The organism is Rhizobium atlanticum, from assembly GCF_030182485.1.
Lineage (GTDB): Bacteria > Pseudomonadota > Alphaproteobacteria > Rhizobiales > Rhizobiaceae > Rhizobium.
Map to the genome: position 1 here is coordinate 93,508 of NZ_JAQJCJ010000015.1, position 20,202 is coordinate 113,709.

Consider the following 20,202-nt stretch of genomic DNA (forward strand, 5'->3'; position numbering starts at 1 on the left):
ACGCATGCCCGCCGTCTCGGCCGCGATCCTGATGTCGCCGATTCAGCCGGCGGTCTAAGCAAACTGTCGACGAAGCCAGGACAGGAAGCTCCGTTTCCTGGCATCGCCTTCGAAAGGAAGGCGGCTCAACAGGATGTAGCTATAGCCGTTGCTGGAGAACCCATGAGGAGCCACCAGCTGCCCGCTTTCCACGGCGTCGGCGACCAGCGGCTCCGGGCCGATCGCAGCACCCAGCCCCGCGATTGCCGCCTCGATACTCAAATAGAAATGTTCGAAGACCTGGCTACCGGGTGGATTTGGATCTGCGATCTGATTGTCGGAGATGTACCGCGTCCACGCATCTCGACGGGTGGCCGAATGAATGCGAGGCAAGGAGATGATATCGTTGCCGCCGGAAGCCAAAAGACCTGGCGCGCAAACGGGGCCGACACGTTCTTCGACCACCGTTTCCATGAAAAGTTCCGGCGGCCAGCTGAAATCGCTTCTCCGGAGCGCCAGATCGATATGGCTCCTGTCGAAGCTTACAGGGCCGCCGGCGGCCAATACATGAACCTCAATCTCCGGATGAAGTGCATTAAATTGCGGCAGGCGCCGGATCAGCCAGCGCTGCGTGAAAGTCGGCTCACATGAGAGCACCAGCGGCGCCGACCCCCCGCCTTTGATTTCATCGCAACACTCACTGATCTGGCGAAACACCTCGCTCATGGTGCCAAGCAGACGCCGTCCTGAGGCAGTTAGAAAAACGGCCCTGTTTCTCCGTTCAAAAAGGGCCACTCCCAAGTCTTCCTCAAGCAAGCGGATCTGCTTGCTGACAGCGCTGTGCGTGACGAACAATTCATCGCCGGCACGCCCGAAATTCAAATGCCGTGCAGCTGCTTCAAACACTCTAAGCGCGGATAAGGATGGGAATCGTGCGGCCATATCTGTGAAATAAAGTGACGGATATCGGTCAGAATTGATCGTTTTTTCGGCAAAAGCAATAGCGCTAATATCCTCGTCGTCACGCAAAAACCGATAGGAAAGCGATTTTGAGGGTGGGAATCCTGGCCGATGATTTGACGAGCGCAACGGATGGCGCCTCACCATTTGTGAGCATGGGGCACAGATGCCTTGTCTTCACCGACTACCGGCGATCGTCGCCTGAAAATGTCGCGATCATCTCTGTCAACAAGGCAAGTCGGGCCGCATCCGTGAAGGATGCTGCCGATCGGGCGAGGCAGGCAGCAAAAAGCCTGGCGTCCGCGGAACTCCTTTACAATACCGTTGATTCCACGATTCGCGGCAACGTTGGAGCTGAGATAACGGCCGCCCTGGCGGCGTCTGGTCGGACCACCGCAGTCGTCGCTCCGGCTTTCCCCGCCGGTGGAAGAACCACTGAAGGAGGACGCCAGCTTCTTCATGGCGTGCCGTTGGAGGAAACCGAGTTTGCAAAGGACCCGCTCCACCCCATAGCGGACTCGCACCTTCGGTCTCTGTTTCCGGATATCCCAGAGGCGGAAATCCGTCACCTTGGGCTTGCGGAAATCAGTGCGTTGAAGTCCGGCGAACTGACCGCAGATCACCGGAAGTTGTTGATCGCCGATGCAATAGCGCAGGAAGATCTGGCCCGGCTGGTGAAATCGGCGGCGGATCCGAAGTCCATCCTTTGGTGCGGTTCTCCAGGACTGGCAATCGCACTGGCAGAATATGTGGGTCGCGCCGATGACGCCACACTGTTGCCCCTGGCGGCGGCGCTCAATCTCTTCGTCATTGGCAGCGTCAACCCCCTGAGCCGCGAGCAATGCTCACGGCTGATGAGCTCTGGCAACACCCGGCAGATCATCATCGACGCCGACGTGGCGTCTGCCTCTGCCAACCTCGCGGCCGAAGACGCCGCTGCCCAATACAGACGATCCGGAACGAGCGGTAATGTTATTCTAACCACGTCGCACCGTGGCGCTTCCGCCAATCCTCGGGCCATCGCAATCGCTCTTGGCAAGGCTGCTCGCGCGATTGTGGAGCATCATCCGGTGGCCGGACTCTTCCTGACTGGCGGTGATACCGCCGAATCCGTGCTGAACGAACTTGAGATCGGCTCTGTTAAACTCCTCGGCGAGGTGGAGCCCGGCATCCCGGTGGGCCGCGCAACCGGCCCCCACCCTATTCACATCATCACAAAGGCGGGCGGCTTCGGCTCGTCCAATATCCTGCTGAAATCAGCCGAGTTGCTTCGGGGCCTCTGGCTTGGAGATAAGAAATGAAGAAACCTGTTGGCATAACGATGGGCGATCCCTGCGGCATCGGCCCGGAAATCATCGCGCGCGTTTTCGCAGACGGACTGCCGGAGCATGCGGTGGTGATCGGCGACGCCAAGGTGATGGAACGCGCGGTTCGGGCCTTGGCTCTTCCTCTCCAAGTGCAGCCCATCGCGTCGGTCGACGAGGCGGTCCCAGGCACGACGCTCATACCCGTACTCAACGTCTCGGATCTGCCCGACGATATGCCGATCGGTCAGGTGGACGCCCGCGCCGGGCGCGCGAGCTACGACTATGTCGTGAGAGCGATCGACGAAGCGCTGGCAGGAAACATCGGGGCGATTGTGACCGCGCCGATCAATAAGGAAGCAATGAAGAAGGGCGGGCTCAATTATCCGGGCCACACCGAAATCCTTGCTGAACGGTCCGGGACCGACAAGTTCGCGATGATGCTGGCAAACGACGAGTTGCGTGTCATTCTCGTGACGATCCACGTGTCGTTGCGCGACGCAATCGACCTGGTGACGCAGGATTCGGTGTTCAGAACGATCGAATTGGCGCACAAGGCTGGCAAGGCTTATGGCATAGCCTCCCCCCGCGTTGCGGTCGCCGGCCTCAATCCCCATGCCGGTGAAAACGGCATGTTCGGACGCGAAGATCTCGACATCATCGCGCCGGCGATCAAGCGCGCTCAGGAATGTGGAATAAATGCTTCCGGCCCGTGGCCCGGAGACACGATTTTCATGCGGGCCCGCAAGGGCGAGTTCGACATCGTTGTTGCACAATACCACGATCAGGGGCTCATTCCGGTCAAGTATTTCGGCATCGACAACGGCGTCAACGTCACCATCGGCTTGCCCTTCATTCGCACGAGCGTCGATCACGGCACCGCATTCGACATCGCGGGCCACGGCACGGCCGACCATTCCTCTCTTCGCTATGCCTTCGATCAGGCCCTGCTTCTCAACGCAATCTAGGAGCGCTTTCGATGCCCCAGACGCCCGACTTCATTTTCATGCTGACCAACCAGGATCGGACCGTTGCCGACGCGGCCGAGCGCCTCAAGGATGTGCTTGCCGCAGGCATCAGACATGTGGGGTTCAAGGATATTGGCCTCCCGTTCGATGAACTTTTGGGCCTTGCTTCGGCGATCAAGAAGGCGGGTGCGACGCTCTATTTGGAAGTTGTCAGCCTCGACGAGGAGAGTGAGCGCCGATCCGCGCAAGCGGCCGTTGACCTTGGCGTCGACATCTTGATGGGTGGAACCCGACCGAACGTCGCACTGCCAATTATCGCTGGGAGGAACATCCAGTACTATCCCTTCCCCGGTAAGATCGTTGGTCATCCGAGCAGGCTCGAAGGGACGATCGAAACAATTGTGGCAAGTGCCCGGCAATTGACGGCGATCGAGGGTGTGAGCGGTCTCGATCTGCTCGCCTATCGCTTCAACGGCGATGTCGAAGCGTTGATGACGTGCGTGTGCGAAGCCGTCGAGAAGCCTGTCGTCGTTGCCGGATCGATCGACAGTCCTGAAAAGATGGCGGCCGTCGTACGATCTGGAGCCGCAGGTTTTACCATCGGCACTGCGGCTTTCAATGGGGCGTTCTCAGGCAGTTCCAATCTGCGGTTGGAGATCGAGAAGGAGATCGACGTGCTCACGCGGATTCAGGCTGACGCGGGTGATATTACGCTGTCACCATTAACAGCCGGCTGAAGCGAACCTTCACCGACCATTAATTGCTATCTTTACGGCTTAGCGACAAGGTGGATTCGAATTTGGAGATCAGAAGATGGATCTAACGACGTTCGACCCCTCCACTCGCTTGGCGGCCACGACCACCCTCCAGACGCTTGAAACGCCCTGTCTGGTTCTCGACGCGGACCGGATGGACCGGAATATCACCCGTCTCAGGAACCGGCTCGATGGCATGGGCGTGTCGCTTCGACCGCATCTGAAAACCGCGAAGTCTATCGACGTGGCTCGGCGGGTCATGAGTGGGCCCGAGGGACCGGCGACGGTTTCCACGCTGAAGGAAGCCGAGAAATTCGCGGCCGATGGTGTTCGCGACATGATCTATGCGGTCGGCATCGCGCCGGCAAAGCTTGCACGTGTCGTCGAGCTGCGCTCCAAGGGCGTCGATCTCGTGGTCGTACTGGATAGCCTCGAGCAGGCGCAGGCGGTTGCCGCGGCGTCCCGAGACGCCGGAATGCGCATCCCAGCCATGATCGAAATCGATTGCGATGGCCACCGCTCGGGTGTGGTGCCGACCAATCATCCTCAGTTGCTGGAGATCGGCAAGGTCCTGGCCGCAGGGGCGGAGCTGCGTGGCGTTCTGACCCACGCTGGGGATAGCTACAAGGGCGGGGGCGTCGCGGAGCAGCAGCGCTATGCGGAAGACGAGCGCTTGGCCGTTGTTGATGCCGGGCGTCTTCTGCGCCATGCAGGTCTGCCGTGCCCGGTCGTAAGTGTCGGTTCGACGCCAACGGCCCACCACGCGAAGGACCTCACTGGAGTGACCGAAGTCCGCGCCGGCGTGTTCGTGTTCTTCGATCTGGTGATGGCAGGCATCGGCATTTGCCAAGTCGACGACATCGCGCTCAGCGTTCTGGTGACGGTTATCGGTCATCAGCGCGAGAAGGGTTGGATCATCACCGATGGCGGATGGATGTCGCTGTCGCGGGACCGTGGCACCGGCAAGCAGGCCGTCGATCAGGGATACGGCCTCGTCTGCGACCTCGAGGGCAACGCCTATCTCGACATCATTGTTGCCGATGCAAATCAGGAGCATGGAATCATCGCCGTGCGACCCGGATCGGACGCTCGTCTGCCTGATCTGGCGGTCGGAGACAGGATGCGGATCCTGCCGAACCATGCTTGCGCAACCGCAGCACAGCACTCAGTCTATCATATTGTCCGCGGTGGCTCGCATGCAGTTGAGGCATGCTGGCCGCGCTTCGGAGGCTGGTGATGTCGGCCGTCGTAACCATCTACACCGATCTAGCGCCCCGCCCTGCAGGTCATTATGTCCAGGCCAAACTGTCGAGCGAGCATCTCTATATATCGGGGCAGCTCCCGATCCGGCCGGATGGGGCGCCGCTTCCCGATGATAGTTTCGAGACGCAGGCGAGGCAGGCGATCGACAACATGCTGGCGGTCTTGAAAGCCGCAGGCGGCAGCCCGGCCAACCTCGTCAGGGTGACGGCCTACATCGTTGGCGTCAGCAACTGGCCGCGCTTCAACCAGGTTTACGCAGCGCGGCTGGGAGAGGCGCGACCGGCGCGCACTGTGGTTCCGGTACCCGAACTGCACTACGGCTATCTCGTCGAGATCGACGCGATCGCCGTTCTCGCGCGAGACGCTCCGGCGCGGCAGGCAGAAAACAGCTCCGACTAATGAATTCAGGTCAGCCACGATGTCACCACTCCTCAAACGCATACAGAGCGATCAAGAGCTTCCCGCGAAGGCCGACGTCGTCGTCATCGGCGGCGGCATTATCGGCGCGTCGGCGGCATTTTTTCTCGCAGAGCGGGGGCTCTCCGTTGCTCTGATTGAAAAGGGATATGTCGGGGGTGAGCAGTCAAGCAGAAACTGGGGCTGGTGCCGCCGGCAAAATCGGGATGAGCGCGAACTGCCGCTCTCAGGGATTTCCATGCAGGCGTGGGACCAGTTTGCTGCGAAAATCGACGAAGACGTCGGCTTCCGCCAATGCGGCCTGTTCTATGCGACAGACAACCCGCAGCAGTTGGCTGAATGGGAACAATGGCTTGACCTTGCCCGGCAATTCAACGTCAATACGAGGATGCTAACTGCCCGGGAGGCGCATGACAGAATTCCCGCGCAAGGCCGCCGGTGGCTCGGCGGCGTCCATTCCCTCGATGATGGCAAGGGCGAGCCGGCCATTGCGGCGCCGACGATCGCGAACGGTGCCCGCAAGTTCGGAGCGACTATCCATCAGGAATGCGCCGCACGGGGCCTCGATATCGTCAACGGTGGCGTGGCTGGGGTCATCACCGAAAAAGGGATCATCAGCTCGCAGGCCGTCCTGAATGCCGGCGGTGCATGGGCCTCCCTGTTCTGCCGCCAATATGGCGTGCAGTTCCCGCAGGCAAGCGTGCGCCAGACCGCAATTCGTACACACCCCACAACCAATCTCGGCGAGGCGATCTATACACCAGAGTGCTCGCTGACCCGCAGGCTGGATGGCAGTTACACGCTTGCTATCAGCGGCAGGGCGACCTTGGATATCACGCCGCAAGGCCTGCGCTATGCGCGCTGGTTCATGCCGATGTTTCTGAAGCGACTGAAGGCGGTCCAGATTGGCATTGGGAGATCGATGTTTCATGGACCCGAAGCATTGGCAAGCTGGAAGGGGGACACGCTTTCGCCTTTCGAGCGGATCCGTGTTCTCGATCCCAGACCGAGCCGCCAGACGATCACGGCTATCCTGAAGGCGGCCACCCAGCAGTTCCCGGCGCTTGCAGGTATCGAAATAGCCGACAGCTGGGGCGCCTATGTGGATTGCACACCGGACGCGGTACCGGTCATCTCGGCGTCCGATCATGTGAAAGGCCTTTATCTGGCCGCTGGCGGTTCCGGTCATGGCTTCGGCATTGGCCCAGGCATCGGCCGCCTGGCAGCCGACTTGGTTGCGAACGATAGGCCTTGCGTCGACCCCACGCCCTTCCGGCTGTCGCGCTTCTTTGACGGCTCCAGAGTCGAGGTCGGCGGGCTGTGATCATGGCAGAAGGCCAGTGTAGTTTCTAGCCGACGCTGTCCAGCACCTTGTAATACATGCCGACCAGCGGCAGGAACCAGGGGTTCCGAAGTGCGTCCGGGACGGACGGCCAGTCGAGCCCCTTCATCGGATTGCGGCCGAGGATCGCATCGGCGGCCAGCATTCCGAGATGGGTCGAAGGCTTGGCCCGATGGCCGCAATAACCCATGGCGTACCAGACGCCATGATGAAAGCCTGCGCGGAACCGGTCCTTTGTTATGTCGACGAGGCCGCAAAGCTCGATCGACACTGGCGAGTCGCGGAAAGATCTCTGTGATGTCTGCCTCTAAGAGCCCCGCGATGTTTGAAGTCGGGCAGCATGCTTCCGAAAAGCAATTGTCGGGATGGAATCCAGGACCACTGTGCCCGACCCCATAAAGGTCGGGCGTTTGCCGCTGGCGCTGGCCCTTTCCGCCTCCAGGATGGTTATTTAGGGCCGGACTTTTAAAATCACCTCGCCCCGCGATGTGATCCGTTTTCTCGGCCTCTCTCCGGTAAACCGAGATGGAAGAGAGATATTCAGACGTATTCAGGATTCTTCAGAGCCCGACGACGCCGGGCAGACCCGAAATCCCGGCAATCTCTGTATAGCCGTAATAGGGATTGGCCGGCTCGTGACCGCGGTTGACCCAGACCTTGTTTTTGATGCCGAGGTCGTGTGCGGACATCAGATCGTAACGGAACGAGGAAGAGCAGTGCAGTATGTCCTCCGGGTCGCAACCAAGCATATCGAGCATGTATTCGAAGGCTCGGAAGTGCGGCTTGTAAGCCTGAGCTTGTTCGGCGGTATAAACAGCGTGGAAAGGCGCGCCGAGCTTCTCGACATTGGACATGATTTGCGAGTTCATCGCATTCGACAGAATGACCAGCGGAATTTCCTTGGCTACCTTGGCAAGGCCGGCCGGAACGTCAGGATGCGGCCCCCAGGTGGGAACGCGTTCGTAAACCATCTGCGCGTCTTCGTCCTTGAAGTCGATGCCGTTTCGTTTGCAGGTCCTTGCCAGGGCGTTATGGACCACTTCCGCATAAGGCTTCCAGTCGGCCATGACTTCATCGAGGCGGTACGCAGAAAAGTCGGCGATGAATTGCAGCATTTTCTGCTCGCTCATTCTGTCGCCGTAGAGATCACGTGCGGCCTCCGCCATCTGGAAGTTGATGAGCGTACCATGGCAGTCGAAGGTGATGTATTTCGGGCGGAAAGTGGTCATGCGCGTCGTCCTTGCTTTGCGGGGAGTTGTTCAAGTTATGATCAATCATAGCCGGCGCTCGCATCTGAATTGGCCCGGAAACCGCAGAACATCAGCACAAAATGCTGGAGGGAACCATCATTTGCACTTGTGAGTGCTGGGTCACGGTGATCCGCGGACGAGGCAGACAGATACTGGTCAACTCCTCATGCGGAAACGGAAGCGCCCCTGTGAAGTATGGGGCTTGCGTCGCAAAGATTTCGCATAGCGGGACGGGTTCAATCCTGGGAACCTTGTCATTGGGCAACGTAGCCGGCAGCGATCGACTGGGTCAGCTCCCAATCACTCACCGATATTACATTGTGACGGGATACTTCCAGCACTCGCTTCGAGCTCCAAGATACGCCTGCCGGTACTCTCTGCCAAAATCGCCGTGCGATATAAAACAATCTGCCTGAGGTCCTGCGAATACGGTCAATAGGCTCACATTGGGCCTGATATGATCAGCGCAGGTCGGGTCGCAATGCGCCGACGCATCCGATGAATTGATTGAGAGAGTCACGCATGAAAACGTTGTTGCTCAAGAAGCGTGAAGTAGGACGGCTCATCAGCATGACCGAGGTCATCGGCGCGGTCGAAGAGGCTTACAGGGCCTTCAGCAGCGATCAGGTGGAACAGCCCGACTATATCGGGATTCATCTGCCCTCGTTGCGTGGCGAGATCGACTTCAAGCTTGGCTACGATAAAGTTGCAGAAATCATCTCCATGAAGGCGCATTCGGGAGGGTTCGCCAACAACCCGGCGGAACACGGCGTGCCGAACAGCATGGGTACCATTCTCCTCTTTGACGCCAGGAGCTGTGCGCTGATTTGTATCATGGATGGCAGCTTGATCACCGGCCTCAGAACTGGGGCGGCGGGAGCCGTCTCCGTCAAGGCACTGGCGAGAAAGAACGCCAGGACGATCGCGTCGATCGGCACAGGCAATCAGGCAAGAATGCAAATCCGGGCGATCAACGAGATCATGAAGATCGAAGAGATCCACGCCTGGGACAGCACCTACGAAACAAGTTCCAAGTACAAGGCGGATATCGAGCGCGAATTCGGCATTCCCGTCACCGTCGCAAGCTCGAAGAAGGAGGCGGTCGAGCGGGCCGACATCTTGATTACAACGACCCGAGGGAAAGGGTCCCTTGTGGAAGCGGAATGGGTAAAACCCGGTACGCACATCGTTGCAATCGGCACGGATCAGCGCGGCAAACAGGAGCTGGATCCGGAGCTTTTCCGAAACGCCAAAATCATCGTCGACTCGCTTTCACAATGCACGCAAAAGGGCGAGACTTGGCACCCGCTGGATAAAAACATCATTGCCAGGGACGATATCCACGGCGAAATCGGCGAGGTGTTGTTGGGGAGGAAGCCGGGACGGGAAGGTGATGACGAAATCACCATTTTCGACTCCACTGGCATGGCCATACAAGACAATACGACCGCCAGCAAAATTTATCGCAACGCCATTGCGAACAATGTCGGCACTTTCTTCCAGTTTTTTGAGGAATGACCATGCGCACTTACCCTACCATTCAGGACATCCGCGAAGCTCAGCAGCGGCTAAAGCCGCACGTGAGACACACGCCGCTATTGCGTGCCGACAAAATCGAGAAAGCGGCTGGTTGTCAGCTCTACCTCAAGCCGGAAACCCTGCAGATCACTGGCGCATTCAAGATCCGCGGCGCCCTGAACAAGGCTCTCTCGCTGCCCCGAGAAGAGATCGCAAATGGGATCATTGCGACCTCGTCGGGGAACCACGCCCAGGCGCTCGCTTACGCAGCCAAGATGCTCGGCGTAAAAGTGCTGCTGGTGCTGCCGGTCACCACACCCAAAATCAAGATCGCGAATACGGAAGCCCTTGGCGCGGAAGTCATTCTTTTCGATGGTGATAATGCTGCTAGATGGAGAAAAGTCTACGAGATCGCTGAAGGAAACAATTATGCGGTCATTCACGGCTTCGAAGACCCGGTCGTAATGGCTGGTCAGGGAACGATCGGGTGCGAGATCCTCGAAGATTTGGAAGATGTGGACACAGTTATCGTACCCCTTGGCGGTGGAGGTCTGATCTCGGGCATCGCCACGGCGATCAAAGAAACCAAGCCATCGGTGCGTGTTATCGGGGCAGAGCCTGCCTTGACGCCGAAATATTTCTACAGCCGGAAAAACAAGGAGCGCACATCGCTTCCGTTAAAGAACACGATCGCGGATGGTCTGAGGTTAAGCGTTCCGGGTCAAAATCCGTACCCGATTATCGAAAAATATGTCGACGAGATTGTTGTTGTTGAGGACGAACACATCATTGCCGGAATGCGCGCCCTTGCCAAGGACGCGAAATTGATCGCGGAACCAGCCGCCTCCATCGGAATAGGAGCACTGCTGGCCGGCGGCATAGACGTCAAGCCAGATGAGAAGGTGTGTGCGGTCCTGTCCGGCGGTAATTGGGATCTAAGCGACCTTGCCGAGATTTACAATCTGGCGCCGTGATCGGCCTCAGCTTCGGTCAGTGCACCATCCCGATCGCCGTTCGACGTCTGCGATTCTCATATCCTCTTTCACAAATGCAAATAGTCCGACCGCGGGACGGATGGGCGATTTCATTCGTGAGGGAGGATAGATCAAGCCATTCAAGGGAGCCACCAGTGAAACACGCCCACAGCTTCTATATCGACGGTGAATGGGTCGAGCCCTCCGTTTCGAAAACACTCGAGGTCATCGATCCCTCGACCGAACAGCCGATGGGCACGATCGCACTCGGCGGTGCCGCCGACGTTGAAAAGGCGGTCGCGGCCGCGCGGCGAGCCTTTGACTCGTTCTCGCAGACTTCCAAGGAAGAGCGCGTCGAACTGCTAAGGCGCATTGTAACGATCCTGAAGCGCCGCAATGACGAGCTCGGCGACATCATCTCGCGGGAAATGGGCGCGCCGCTCGCCATGGCAAGAGCCGAGCAGGCCGGCATCGGCGCTACCCATTTCGAACAGACGCTCAAGGCCTTCGAGACCTTTGCCTTCGACTACATGCAGGGGACCACCTGCATCATCCACGAGCCCATCGGGGTCGTCGCGATGATCACGCCGTGGAACTGGCCGATCAACCAGATCGCCTGCAAGGTCGCTCCGGCGCTCGCCACAGGATGCACGATGGTCCTGAAGCCTTCCGAGATTGCTCCCTTCAACGCGGTGATCTTCGCCGAGATCATGGATGAGGCGGGCGTGCCGAAGGGGGTGTTCAACCTCGTTCAGGGCGACGGACCTACGGTTGGTGCGGCGCTGGCCAGCCACCCGGATGTTGATATGGTGTCCTTCACCGGGTCTACGCGCGCCGGCATTGCCGTGGCGCAGGCGGCGGCACCAACCGTCAAGCGAGTGCATCAGGAGCTCGGCGGCAAGTCGCCGAACATCATCCTGCGCAGCGCCCACTTGTCAGCCGCGGTCGCAGCCGGCGTGCGCCGGTGCTTCGGCAATTCCGGCCAGACCTGTACCTCACCAACACGAATGCTGGTGCCGGCGGAGCGAATGGACGAAGCAAGCTCGATCGCTGCGAGGGAGGCGTCTGCGCTGGTTGTCGGCCCCCCATCTGACCCTCGCACCGAACTCGGGCCTGTCGCAAGCGCCGCCCAATTCGACAAGATCCAGGCGTTGATCGAACGCGGCATCGCAGAAGGAGCGGAGCTCGTCGCCGGCGGCCCTGGTCGCCCTTCGCACCTCAATTCCGGCTATTACGTGCGCCCAACCGTGTTTGCCCGCGTCACCAATCAGATGACGATAGCGCGGGAGGAAATCTTCGGCCCGGTGCTGTCGATAATCGGTTATGACAGTGAGGATGAAGCGATCGCGATCGCCAACGATACGCCCTACGGCTTGGCTGCGTACATTCAGGGCGATCCAAAGGAAGCGCGAGGGCTCGCAGGCAGGCTGCGCGCCGGCAGCGTCCGCCTCAACAGCGCCGCCTGGGACAGTGCCGCCCCTTTCGGCGGCTACAAGCAATCCGGCAACGGTCGGGAATACGGGAAGTTCGGACTGCACGAGTTTACCGAGATCAAGGGCATAGCCGGCTTCTCGAACGAGTGAACGGTCAAAGTGCGTTGTAGCCGTTTCGGATGTCCGCGCTCGACCCGGTCCAGTCATTCCCCGCACGCTTCGCGGACGACCGCTGTGCGCCCCTAAAAACAGTTGTTGAGGAACAGCCTCGGTACTCGAAAGCGGACATTGATAGCGGCCGCGCAACAAACGCGCCCTAAGTCCGACGTGTTGTTGCGTCAAGCTCGGATCACACCGTCCTCTAACGCCAGCAGCTCACGGGTGTGGAAGGGTGAAAGGCCATGCTTGCCCCTTCGAACGTATAGAGAAGGGGCGAACGGACCGCCCCGGTCTCATCGTCGTAACGGCGCCTGAACCTTGGCTTTTCAGGCGCGCTTGAGGGCTGGCTCCAGGCCAACGGCAGCGGCTAGCCCGCCGATGTCCTTGATCTCGGTGTATTCGTAAAAGGGATTGGCCGGCTCATGGCCGCGATTGACCCAGACCTTGCTCTTGATGCCCAGGTCATAAGCGGTCATCAGGTCGTAGCGGAAGGATGACGACACATGGGTAATGTCTTCCGGTCCACAGCCGAGCTTGTCGAGCATGTATTCGAAGCCCTTCATCAGAGGTTTGTATGCCCCGACTTCTTCTGCTGTGATTACCATATGGATGGGCGCGCCCAGCTTTTCCACGTTCGACATGATCAGGTTGTTCATGGAGTTCGAGAGGATGACCAGCGGAATTTCCTTGGCCACTTTGGACAGGCCAGCCGGGACGTCAGGGTGCGGACCCCAGGTTGGCACCTCGTCATAGATGCGTTGCGCGTCTTCGGGTTTGAACGGGATACCGATACGTTTGCAGCTGCGTTCGATCGAATTGTGCACCACTTCGACGAACGGTTTCCATGGGCCTAGCACCTCGTCAAGGCGATAGCCCCTGAAAGCCTCGACGAAGGCGACCATCGCTTCAGGGGAGAGGCGCTCGCTGTAGACGCGTCGCGCTGCGCCGGCCATGTCGAAATTGGTGAGCGTGCCGTAGCAGTCGAAGGTCACGTACTTCGGTCGAAATTGGGTCATCGCGTGTATTCCTTCCAATTTTCATGGCACGGGTGTGCCTATCCAAGGTCATTTGGCGGGCATGCCGCCTGTCTAAAGAGGTCGCGGTCCCGACGGACCCCAATGCGGACGCGGCAGGTACCTTTTCGTATCTGGTCAATTTCCTCTGCTTTTTCAGATGCCGGGCCAATCCACCAAAGCGGATCAATCTGACGTGTTCGCTGCATTCCGACCAGTGGGAGCACACTGGCATAACTTTCAGGCAATGGCAACTGATTGTCCAACAATTTTCGAACCATCGCCCCCCCAAATTCCCCGACGACGTGTGCGCCTCGCCACCAAAGCAGCCCTCAGCATCCACATATGTCGTTGTATCTAGAGGGGTTCTTTGTCGATTAAGCTTGAAATCATCGGAAAAACTGAGCTTGATCCCATTCGTCAGCGAAAAAAATTGTTGTACAAAAACGGAAGCATGGGATACTGAGGTCATCGAACCGCCCTTCCGAGGCAGGACAGGAATGAGTTTGAAGATGGGTTACAAGCATCAATGCGGGCCAGCCCGCGTCCCTGAGCTTTCCGAGGCGTGCCATACCGTGGGCACTGCGGAAGCCGAACGAATTGCCGAGCGGCTATATGGCACGCACGGCTCGGCAACTCGCTTTGAAACAGAAAAGGACGACACGTTCCTCCTCGACTGTGCCGCCCAGGGGAAGTTTGTATTGAAGATCGCTCATCCTTCTGAGCGGATCGAGGAACTCGATTTCCAGGTGTCGCTGATGCGTCATTTGGAGCAGCGAGCCCCTGACCTACCAATTCCCCGCACAATTCGCGATGTCGACGGGGCGGATTTGCCGACCGTCACTACGAGTGGCGGCGAGCGGAGAGTCGTGCGTCTTATTACCTTCCTTGCCGGCACCCCGCTTGACCGGACATCTTGCACAGCCCCGCAGCGTGAACGGATCGGCGAAATCCTGGCAAAACTGCGTCATTCCATGGCCGATTTCTCGCACCCCGCAGACGACCGGACGGTGGCATGGGACGTCACCCATCTGCTCGACCTCACCGATCTGTTGAGCTTCATCCCTGAGGGCGGCAAGCGGGCCTGGACCGTCCGTGCGCTCGAGCGGTTTGCCGAAATCAAGCCGAAGCTCGATCTGTGCCGGCGGCAAGTGCTCCACAACGACTTCAATACGTCGAACCTGGTCGTCGATCACACCAATCCACAGTTCCTGACCGGCGTCATCGACTTCGGCGATGCGGTTCGTACCGCCATCGCCGTCGATGTCTCCACGGCGTTGATGAACCAGATGCCAAAAACATTCGACCATGGGAACCGGCGAGACCTGTTCGACGAAGCGCGCGATGTTCTGCGCGGTTATCTCCGCCATGCCGAACTGACGGATGAGGAGCTCCGGCTCATTCCCTTCCTGTCGATGGGACGCCTTGCGGTTCGTGCGCTGCTGACATGCTGGCGCGCAGAGATCTTCCCCGAGAATAGCCGCTATATCCTGCGCAATACAGAAGCCGGCTGGGCCCACCTCGAGTGGTTTCACTCAATTTCGACCGCACAGATTTCCGATCTTCTGACACGATAGGAACAGCAATGTCCAAACAAGCGACTACCCTGCCCAAGGGCTTCCGTGGCGACATGCCAAACGGCTTCAACCCTCAGGACACGTCTCATCTCACAAGTGAAGATCTGGCGCATGTCGCCAGGCGACAAAGGCTGCTCGGGCCTGCTTATCGGCTCTTCTACAAGTCGCCGGTTGAGATCTCCCGTGCGAAGGGCGTCTTCCTCTATGACAAGCACGGCAACGAATATCTTGATGCCTACAACAACGTGGTGTCGCTGGGTCACTCTCATCCGCGTGTCGTCGAGGCGATCCAGAAGCAGCTCGAAGTACTCTGTACCCACACGCGTTACATGCAGGAGCCGCTGCTGGACTATGCCGAAGCCCTGATCAATACGTTCGGTGGCGAACTCGGCCGGACCGGATGCGCGATGTTCACATGCACGGGCTCGGAAGCCAACGATCTCGCCTTGCGGATTGCGCGTTACCACACACGCAAAACCGGCGTCATCGTCACGGCGGAAGCCTATCATGGCAACAGCGGCGCGGTGGCGGCAATCTCGCCGTCACTCGGCAGGAAGTCGGCATTGGATCCCTATCTTCGCACGGTCGCCGCGCCGGATTCCTATCGTCTGCCCGTCGAGCAAATCGGCCGGCGGATGGCGGAGGATGTTGCGCGGCAGATCACCGACATGGAGCGGCATGGCGGCGGCATAGCGGCTTTCATCGCCGATTCCGTCTTCTCCTCCGATGGTCTCTACGTCGATCCGACGGACGTATTAGCGCCGGTGGCGGAAGTTGTGCGCAAGGCTGGCGGCCTGTTCATTGCCGACGAGGTGCAGTCCGGATTCGGGCGGACCGGCACCCATCTTTGGGGCCACAGCCGTCATAAGGTCGATCCGGATATCGTCACGATGGGCAAACCGATGGGCAACGGCTATCCCGTTGCCGGCGTGGTGCTGCGGCCCGAACTCGTTGCCGAATTCGGGTCCAGCATGCGCTACTTCAATACGTTTGGCGGCAACTCCGTCGCTATCGCCGCAGCAAGAGCCGTGCTCGACACCATTCTCGAGGAAGGCCTGTTGGACAATGCCGTCAAGGTCGGCGGCGAAATACTCGACGGCCTCCGGAGCCTGCAGAAAAAATACGAATTTGTCGGCGATGTTCGTGGGGCCGGCCTCTATTTCGCCGTCGAACTCGTTACGGACAGAGACCGAAAAACACCCGACATGGACCGAGCGCTTGCGGCGGTCAATGCCCTGCGCGACGGGCGCATCCTCATTTCCGCGACGGGAGCGGACGCACATATCCTGAAGATCAGACCCCCGCTCATCTTCACATCGGCCAACGCGGCGCGTTTGCTCGAAGGCGTCGACGAGGCGCTTCGGTCGGTGCAGATCTAGGAACCGCCAGCATGCGGCGCGGAGGTACGATATCATCTCCCTTGCCCTGCGCTGCCGCATGTGGCGTAGGTATACGACATAAACAACGAGCAAAGCCAAAGCCATGCCGTCGCTGCCCGCCAAGAACCGAGCCGAAGATCCAGAGATGAACGTCGAGTCTTTGCCCGCCAGCGCAGTGGAGATCCTGACTCACGCCTTGCGACGGCGAATCTTGTCGGGGGACTTCCGACCGGGCGAGTTCCTACGCGACGTGAAGATGTGCGAAGAGCATTCGACCTCGCGGCACACATTCCGTACAGCAGCCCAGGTGCTCGTCACGCAAGGTCTGTTGCGTCAGATACCGAACCGGGGCTTTGTGGTGCCCGAATTCGGGCCAGACGATATTGTCGATATAACGCGAGTGCGCGGCGCAATTGAGGGCGAGGCCATCCGTCTGATCGTGCTGACCGGCATTATCCCCTCTCAGGCGCTGGAGGCGGTCGAAGTCATGCACAGGTCGACGCTGTCCTCAGACAGATCCCTGCTGGTTGCTGCGGACCGCGACTTCCACCGCGCGATCATCGCCTCCAGCGGTAGCCCTCGGCTCAAGCGGACCTATTCGGACCTTGAGGGCGAGATCGAGCTTCTTCTCGCACAGCGGCAGGATTTCTACTCCACCGCTGAAGAAATGGCGGAAGAACACGAGCGGCTCATCAACAGCTTGAGGAGCCGTCACTACGATACGGCGCGGGATGCATTCCAGGAGCATTGGGAAGATCTCCAGATCAAATTGCTCGATCAACGCTGACCAGCGCTCCCTGAGAATGTGACGTTTCGGAAAAGACCGCATCTCAGGCGGCGCTGAGGATGCCGGCGACGCGAGTTCGACGCCAATCCCATGCCTGGCAACGGTCGCCGGCAGTCAACTTGAGCCAAATAACGCTGCGGAGAAGTTTATGCGTGAATACTCCATCGCAACCATACCAGCCGACGGCATCGGACCTGAGGTGATCGCTGCTGGCCAGACTGTTCTTTCACGCCTGGAGATCCGACTCGGCGACGTAAAATTCGCCTTTGAAAATTTCAGCTGGGGATCTGAATACTACAAGAAACATGGCGTGATGATGCCGTCGGACGGACTGGAGCAGCTCAAGAAATTCGACGCTATCTATTTCGGCGCGGTCGGAGCACCGGATGTTCCCGACCATGTTACCCTGTGGGGGCTCAGATTGCCGATCTGCCAGGGCTTCGACCAGTACGCCAATGTCCGGCCAACCAAGATCCTGCCTGGCATAACTTCGCCGCTGCGCAATTGCGGTAATTGCGATCTCGACTGGGTGATTGTGCGGGAGAACTCCGAAGGTGAATATTCTGGCCATGGCGGTCGCGCTCATCGCGGCCTGCCCGAAGAGGTCGGCACCGAGGTCGCCATCTTCACCCGCGTCGGCGTCACTCGCATCATGCGCTACGCCTTCAGCTTGGCCCAATCGCGGCGACGCAAGTTGCTTACCGTCGTTACGAAGTCCAATGCCCAGCGGCACGGCATGGTCATGTGGGACGATATCGCTTGTGAGGTGGCGGCGGAATTCCCCGAGGTTACGTGGGACAAGATGCTGGTCGATGCCATGACGGTCCGGATGACGCTCAAGCCGCAGAGCCTGGATACCATCGTAGCAACGAACCTTCACGCCGACATCCTTTCCGATCTCGCTGGTGCGCTTGCCGGTAGTCTAGGAGTTGCACCGACGGCGAACATCGATCCGGAGCGTCGCTTTCCCTCGATGTTCGAGCCGATCCACGGCTCCGCCTTCGACATTGCCGGCAAGGGCATCGCTAACCCGGTTGCCGCATTCTGGACTGCTGCCCAGATGCTCGACCACCTCGGCGAGCGGGAAGGCTCAGTCCGCCTCATGCGCGCTGTCGAGCGGGTGACCGGCGCCGGAATCCTTACTCCCGACGTCGGCGGCTCAGCCACTACCCGGGAGGTTACCGAGGCCGTCTGCGACGCGATCCACTCTTCGAATTTCTAGAGACACGTGGCCGACGATGACTTGGAACAATCACAAAGCAAGGAAGCCATTTCGCCGGCGCCATCCTCATCAGCGGGAATTAGCCAATGAAACTCGATCGGATTGACATCAAGATACTGAACGCATTGCAGACAAATGGCCGAATGACGAATGTCGAGCTTTCGGAAATGGTCAACCTCTCGCCAAGTCCCTGTTTGTTGCGCGTAAGAAAGCTGGAGGCGAAGGGCTATATCCAGGGCTACTCTGCGCAGATCAATAGCGCAAAACTGGGCCAGACGCTGACGGTGTTCACCGAAATCACGCTGAAAAACCACCGTCAACTGGACTTCGCGAGATTTATCAGCGCTATCGAGAAGGTCGATCAGGTCATCGAGTGCCATTTGGTTTCGGGAAGCTACGACTATCTCGTAAAATTTGTCACCGCCGGAATCGACGAGTATCAGACGATCATGGAGCAGCTCCTCGATTTCGAGATCGGCATTGACAAGTACTTCACCTACGTCGTCTTGAAATCGCCCCTGATTAAAGTGCATGTGCCGCTTGCAAACCTGCTCCAGCGTCCAAACCTCGACAGCCGGCATCTCGTGCCGCTGGAATGATGATAGACGACGACTGAAGAACAGGTCATGGGTGGCTACCATTTCGAGGCGGCGGAGCCGTGGATGCTGCGAGAGTGGGAGCGCCTGCTCAAGGCTACTGCGTGGTCGACAGCAAAGCAGAGGGGAAAACCGCCAACGCAGATTCAGATCCGGCCAGCTCTCCGAGCGCTGCGGCAATGCCGTGGGTGAAGGCCAGCATTGCATCTAAGGAGCAGCCCGTCAGAATGGGCGCCCCTGTTGGCGGGCAGCATACACGTAAAGGCCGATGAAAGAGAGTTTGCGGTCTTGTCTGGCGCGAACTGGAATAATTGACCTTGCCGGAATTTTCAGTGCATCTTCGTGATCGCCACTCGCGCGGGCGCCTTTGGGGTGAGACGCTTTTTTCCCAGTGGCAGCCAGATCTGACCAATGTCGCCGGGTCGCACTTCGGATTTTCACGTTAGCCGATGGCTTGGCTCGCAAGGCAGAAAGTTTGAACGGCCGGTGTATCAGATCGACACGCCGCGCCGCGAACCATCGCAACGACGGTGCCCCCGCGAGGCAGCCCCCAGTCTTCGAGCTGTGACGAAAGGCCGGTCTGTTCAGGGATGTCGACTCGCACAATGCGGCCTTCCTTGCCCGCAAGGATGAAGGCAAGCAAGTCCCTCGCCTGTTCCGAGTTTTCCGCAACGACCGGCCCGACGACTTCACCCTTTCCGAACAACCGCGTTGCCGCAAAGGCGACGATACGATCACCTTTCCGGATGGCGGCGAAACTCCCCTCATTCGCCAGGACGTTGTATATCGCGTCACGGCCGGCCCCGAATGCCATACGATCGAGCGCTTTGATTGCCGGCAGCGCGCCAGGGTCGATCCACTCAACATTCTCAGGAGCATCGACCTGACCGGCAATGCCTTGATGACGGAGGATTTGGTGCGTCGCAACGAATCCGAGTTTTTCATATAGAGGCAAGCCGTCATTCGTCGCCGTCAATCGGCATTCACGCTCACCAGCGAGTTCCAACACGGCGGTGGTCAATTTTCTTCCCACCCCCCGGCCACGCTGGCTTTCATCGACAATAATCATGTTAATGGCAGAGCAGGTGTCGCCGAAGGGAGTCATGAGGGCGGTACCCACAACCCGGTCGCCGGCGAGCGCAACGCGTCCTTCGCTCAGAGACCGTATCATTTCCCAGTCTTCCCTCCTGTGCGCCCAACCCGCTGCACGCGACAGCGCGAGGGCTCCGCCCACATGATGAGCCTCGAAAGGCGCAAGAACGATCGATTCCGTTTGCATGAAGAAGCACCTTAAAAAAGGCATCGT

The 20,202-nt window shown here is 59.0% G+C and carries 18 protein-coding genes and 1 pseudogene; 14 read left to right on the plus strand and 5 right to left on the minus strand.

All coding sequences use genetic code 11. The features are described from left to right. Positions 1-54: 54 nt before the first annotated feature. The gene (locus tag PH551_RS21680; RefSeq protein ID WP_285194917.1) at positions 55-1,068 is read right to left on the minus strand and encodes a LysR substrate-binding domain-containing protein; all 1,014 of its coding nucleotides are present in this window, start codon (positions 1,066-1,068) and stop codon (positions 55-57) included. Here PH551_RS21680 and PH551_RS21685 point away from each other — a divergent pair. The 6 genes from PH551_RS21685 to PH551_RS21710 all read left to right on the plus strand — a co-directional run bounded on the left by PH551_RS21685 (position 1,035) and on the right by PH551_RS21710 (position 6,970). Then, positions 1,035-2,240: a four-carbon acid sugar kinase family protein gene (locus PH551_RS21685; RefSeq protein WP_285194993.1), complete on the plus strand. Its 1,206-nt coding sequence runs from the start codon at positions 1,035-1,037 to the stop codon at positions 2,238-2,240. The genes PH551_RS21680 and PH551_RS21685 overlap by 34 nt on opposite strands. Further along, a complete protein-coding gene (gene pdxA / locus PH551_RS21690) occupies positions 2,237-3,211 on the plus strand; it encodes a 4-hydroxythreonine-4-phosphate dehydrogenase PdxA (RefSeq protein ID WP_350223859.1) in 975 nt (324 codons plus the stop codon). Before PH551_RS21685 ends, pdxA begins: the two co-directional genes overlap by 4 nt. 11 nt (positions 3,212-3,222) lie before the next feature. Further along, positions 3,223-3,948: a beta/alpha barrel domain-containing protein gene (locus PH551_RS21695; protein WP_285194918.1), complete on the plus strand. Its 726-nt coding sequence runs from the start codon at positions 3,223-3,225 to the stop codon at positions 3,946-3,948. A 76-nt stretch (positions 3,949-4,024) separates the two neighbouring features. Further along, positions 4,025-5,203, plus strand: a complete 1,179-nt coding sequence (locus PH551_RS21700; RefSeq protein WP_285194919.1) for a DSD1 family PLP-dependent enzyme — start codon at positions 4,025-4,027, stop codon at positions 5,201-5,203. After that, a complete protein-coding gene (locus PH551_RS21705; protein ID WP_285194920.1) occupies positions 5,203-5,628 on the plus strand; it encodes a RidA family protein in 426 nt (141 codons plus the stop codon). The genes PH551_RS21700 and PH551_RS21705 overlap by 1 nt, the downstream gene beginning before the upstream one ends. A gap of 19 nt (positions 5,629-5,647) precedes the next feature. Next, entirely contained in the window at positions 5,648-6,970 is a 1,323-nt protein-coding gene (locus PH551_RS21710; protein WP_285194921.1) for an NAD(P)/FAD-dependent oxidoreductase, read from the plus strand. Between the two features lie 25 nt (positions 6,971-6,995). Here PH551_RS21710 and PH551_RS21715 read toward each other — a convergent pair. Together PH551_RS21715 and PH551_RS21720 are read right to left on the minus strand one after the other, a co-directional pair. After that, positions 6,996-7,293: pseudogene (locus tag PH551_RS21715) on the minus strand (FAD-dependent oxidoreductase); the annotation flags it as partial. A gap of 255 nt (positions 7,294-7,548) precedes the next feature. Next, entirely contained in the window at positions 7,549-8,217 is a 669-nt protein-coding gene (locus PH551_RS21720; RefSeq protein WP_285194922.1) for a haloacid dehalogenase type II, read from the minus strand. Between the two features lie 543 nt (positions 8,218-8,760). Here PH551_RS21720 and PH551_RS21725 point away from each other — a divergent pair. The 3 genes from PH551_RS21725 to PH551_RS21735 all read left to right on the plus strand — a co-directional run bounded on the left by PH551_RS21725 (position 8,761) and on the right by PH551_RS21735 (position 12,313). Next, positions 8,761-9,756: an ornithine cyclodeaminase family protein gene (locus tag PH551_RS21725; RefSeq protein WP_285194923.1), complete on the plus strand. Its 996-nt coding sequence runs from the start codon at positions 8,761-8,763 to the stop codon at positions 9,754-9,756. After that, positions 9,753-10,730: a threonine/serine dehydratase family protein gene (locus PH551_RS21730; protein WP_285194924.1), complete on the plus strand. Its 978-nt coding sequence runs from the start codon at positions 9,753-9,755 to the stop codon at positions 10,728-10,730. Before PH551_RS21725 ends, PH551_RS21730 begins: the two co-directional genes overlap by 4 nt. A 155-nt stretch (positions 10,731-10,885) precedes the next feature. Beyond that, a complete protein-coding gene (locus tag PH551_RS21735) occupies positions 10,886-12,313 on the plus strand; it encodes an aldehyde dehydrogenase family protein (RefSeq protein WP_285194925.1) in 1,428 nt (475 codons plus the stop codon). A gap of 335 nt (positions 12,314-12,648) precedes the next feature. On the opposite strand, the gene PH551_RS21740 is transcribed toward PH551_RS21735, so the two are convergent. Then, a complete protein-coding gene (locus PH551_RS21740) occupies positions 12,649-13,338 on the minus strand; it encodes a haloacid dehalogenase type II (protein WP_285194926.1) in 690 nt (229 codons plus the stop codon). A gap of 497 nt (positions 13,339-13,835) precedes the next feature. On the opposite strand from PH551_RS21740, the gene PH551_RS21745 reads away from it, so the two are divergent. The 5 genes from PH551_RS21745 to PH551_RS21765 all read left to right on the plus strand — a co-directional run bounded on the left by PH551_RS21745 (position 13,836) and on the right by PH551_RS21765 (position 18,899). Continuing rightward, positions 13,836-14,912 carry a phosphotransferase gene (locus tag PH551_RS21745; RefSeq protein ID WP_285194995.1) on the plus strand — a complete coding sequence of 359 codons (1,077 nt, stop codon included), beginning with the start codon at positions 13,836-13,838 and terminating at the stop codon, positions 14,910-14,912. 8 nt (positions 14,913-14,920) lie between these two features. Further along, the gene (locus tag PH551_RS21750; protein ID WP_285194927.1) at positions 14,921-16,291 is read left to right on the plus strand and encodes an aspartate aminotransferase family protein; all 1,371 of its coding nucleotides are present in this window, start codon (positions 14,921-14,923) and stop codon (positions 16,289-16,291) included. Between the two features lie 103 nt (positions 16,292-16,394). Beyond that, complete coding sequence (locus PH551_RS21755; RefSeq protein ID WP_285194928.1) at positions 16,395-17,078, plus strand: GntR family transcriptional regulator; 684 nt, start codon at positions 16,395-16,397, stop codon at positions 17,076-17,078. Between the two features lie 148 nt (positions 17,079-17,226). Next, positions 17,227-18,300: a tartrate dehydrogenase gene (locus PH551_RS21760; RefSeq protein WP_285194929.1), complete on the plus strand. Its 1,074-nt coding sequence runs from the start codon at positions 17,227-17,229 to the stop codon at positions 18,298-18,300. An 86-nt stretch (positions 18,301-18,386) separates the two neighbouring features. Further along, positions 18,387-18,899 carry an Lrp/AsnC family transcriptional regulator gene (locus tag PH551_RS21765; RefSeq protein ID WP_285194930.1) on the plus strand — a complete coding sequence of 171 codons (513 nt, stop codon included), beginning with the start codon at positions 18,387-18,389 and terminating at the stop codon, positions 18,897-18,899. A 439-nt stretch (positions 18,900-19,338) separates the two neighbouring features. Here the strand turns inward: PH551_RS21765 and PH551_RS21770 are convergent, their stop codons facing one another. Beyond that, a complete protein-coding gene (locus PH551_RS21770) occupies positions 19,339-20,175 on the minus strand; it encodes a GNAT family N-acetyltransferase (protein ID WP_285194931.1) in 837 nt (278 codons plus the stop codon). Positions 20,176-20,202 lie beyond the last annotated feature (27 nt).

Excerpts from the sequence above, each read along its gene's own strand:
- pdxA (WP_350223859.1), top strand. The coding sequence starts at position 2,237 with ATGAAGAAACCTGTTGGCATAACGATGGGCGATCCCTGCGGCATCGGC.
- PH551_RS21695 (WP_285194918.1), top strand. The coding sequence starts at position 3,223 with ATGCCCCAGACGCCCGACTTCATTTTCATGCTGACCAACCAGGATCGG.
- PH551_RS21700 (WP_285194919.1), top strand. The coding sequence starts at position 4,025 with ATGGATCTAACGACGTTCGACCCCTCCACTCGCTTGGCGGCCACGACC.
- PH551_RS21705 (WP_285194920.1), top strand. The coding sequence starts at position 5,203 with ATGTCGGCCGTCGTAACCATCTACACCGATCTAGCGCCCCGCCCTGCA.
- PH551_RS21710 (WP_285194921.1), top strand. The coding sequence starts at position 5,648 with ATGTCACCACTCCTCAAACGCATACAGAGCGATCAAGAGCTTCCCGCG.
- PH551_RS21720 (WP_285194922.1), bottom strand. The coding sequence starts at position 8,217 with ATGACCACTTTCCGCCCGAAATACATCACCTTCGACTGCCATGGTACG.
- PH551_RS21725 (WP_285194923.1), top strand. The coding sequence starts at position 8,761 with ATGAAAACGTTGTTGCTCAAGAAGCGTGAAGTAGGACGGCTCATCAGC.
- PH551_RS21730 (WP_285194924.1), top strand. The coding sequence starts at position 9,753 with ATGACCATGCGCACTTACCCTACCATTCAGGACATCCGCGAAGCTCAG.
- PH551_RS21740 (WP_285194926.1), bottom strand. The coding sequence starts at position 13,338 with ATGACCCAATTTCGACCGAAGTACGTGACCTTCGACTGCTACGGCACG.
- PH551_RS21745 (WP_285194995.1), top strand. The coding sequence starts at position 13,836 with ATGAGTTTGAAGATGGGTTACAAGCATCAATGCGGGCCAGCCCGCGTC.
- PH551_RS21750 (WP_285194927.1), top strand. The coding sequence starts at position 14,921 with ATGTCCAAACAAGCGACTACCCTGCCCAAGGGCTTCCGTGGCGACATG.
- PH551_RS21755 (WP_285194928.1), top strand. The coding sequence starts at position 16,395 with ATGCCGTCGCTGCCCGCCAAGAACCGAGCCGAAGATCCAGAGATGAAC.
- PH551_RS21760 (WP_285194929.1), top strand. The coding sequence starts at position 17,227 with ATGCGTGAATACTCCATCGCAACCATACCAGCCGACGGCATCGGACCT.
- PH551_RS21765 (WP_285194930.1), top strand. The coding sequence starts at position 18,387 with ATGAAACTCGATCGGATTGACATCAAGATACTGAACGCATTGCAGACA.
- PH551_RS21770 (WP_285194931.1), bottom strand. The coding sequence starts at position 20,175 with ATGCAAACGGAATCGATCGTTCTTGCGCCTTTCGAGGCTCATCATGTG.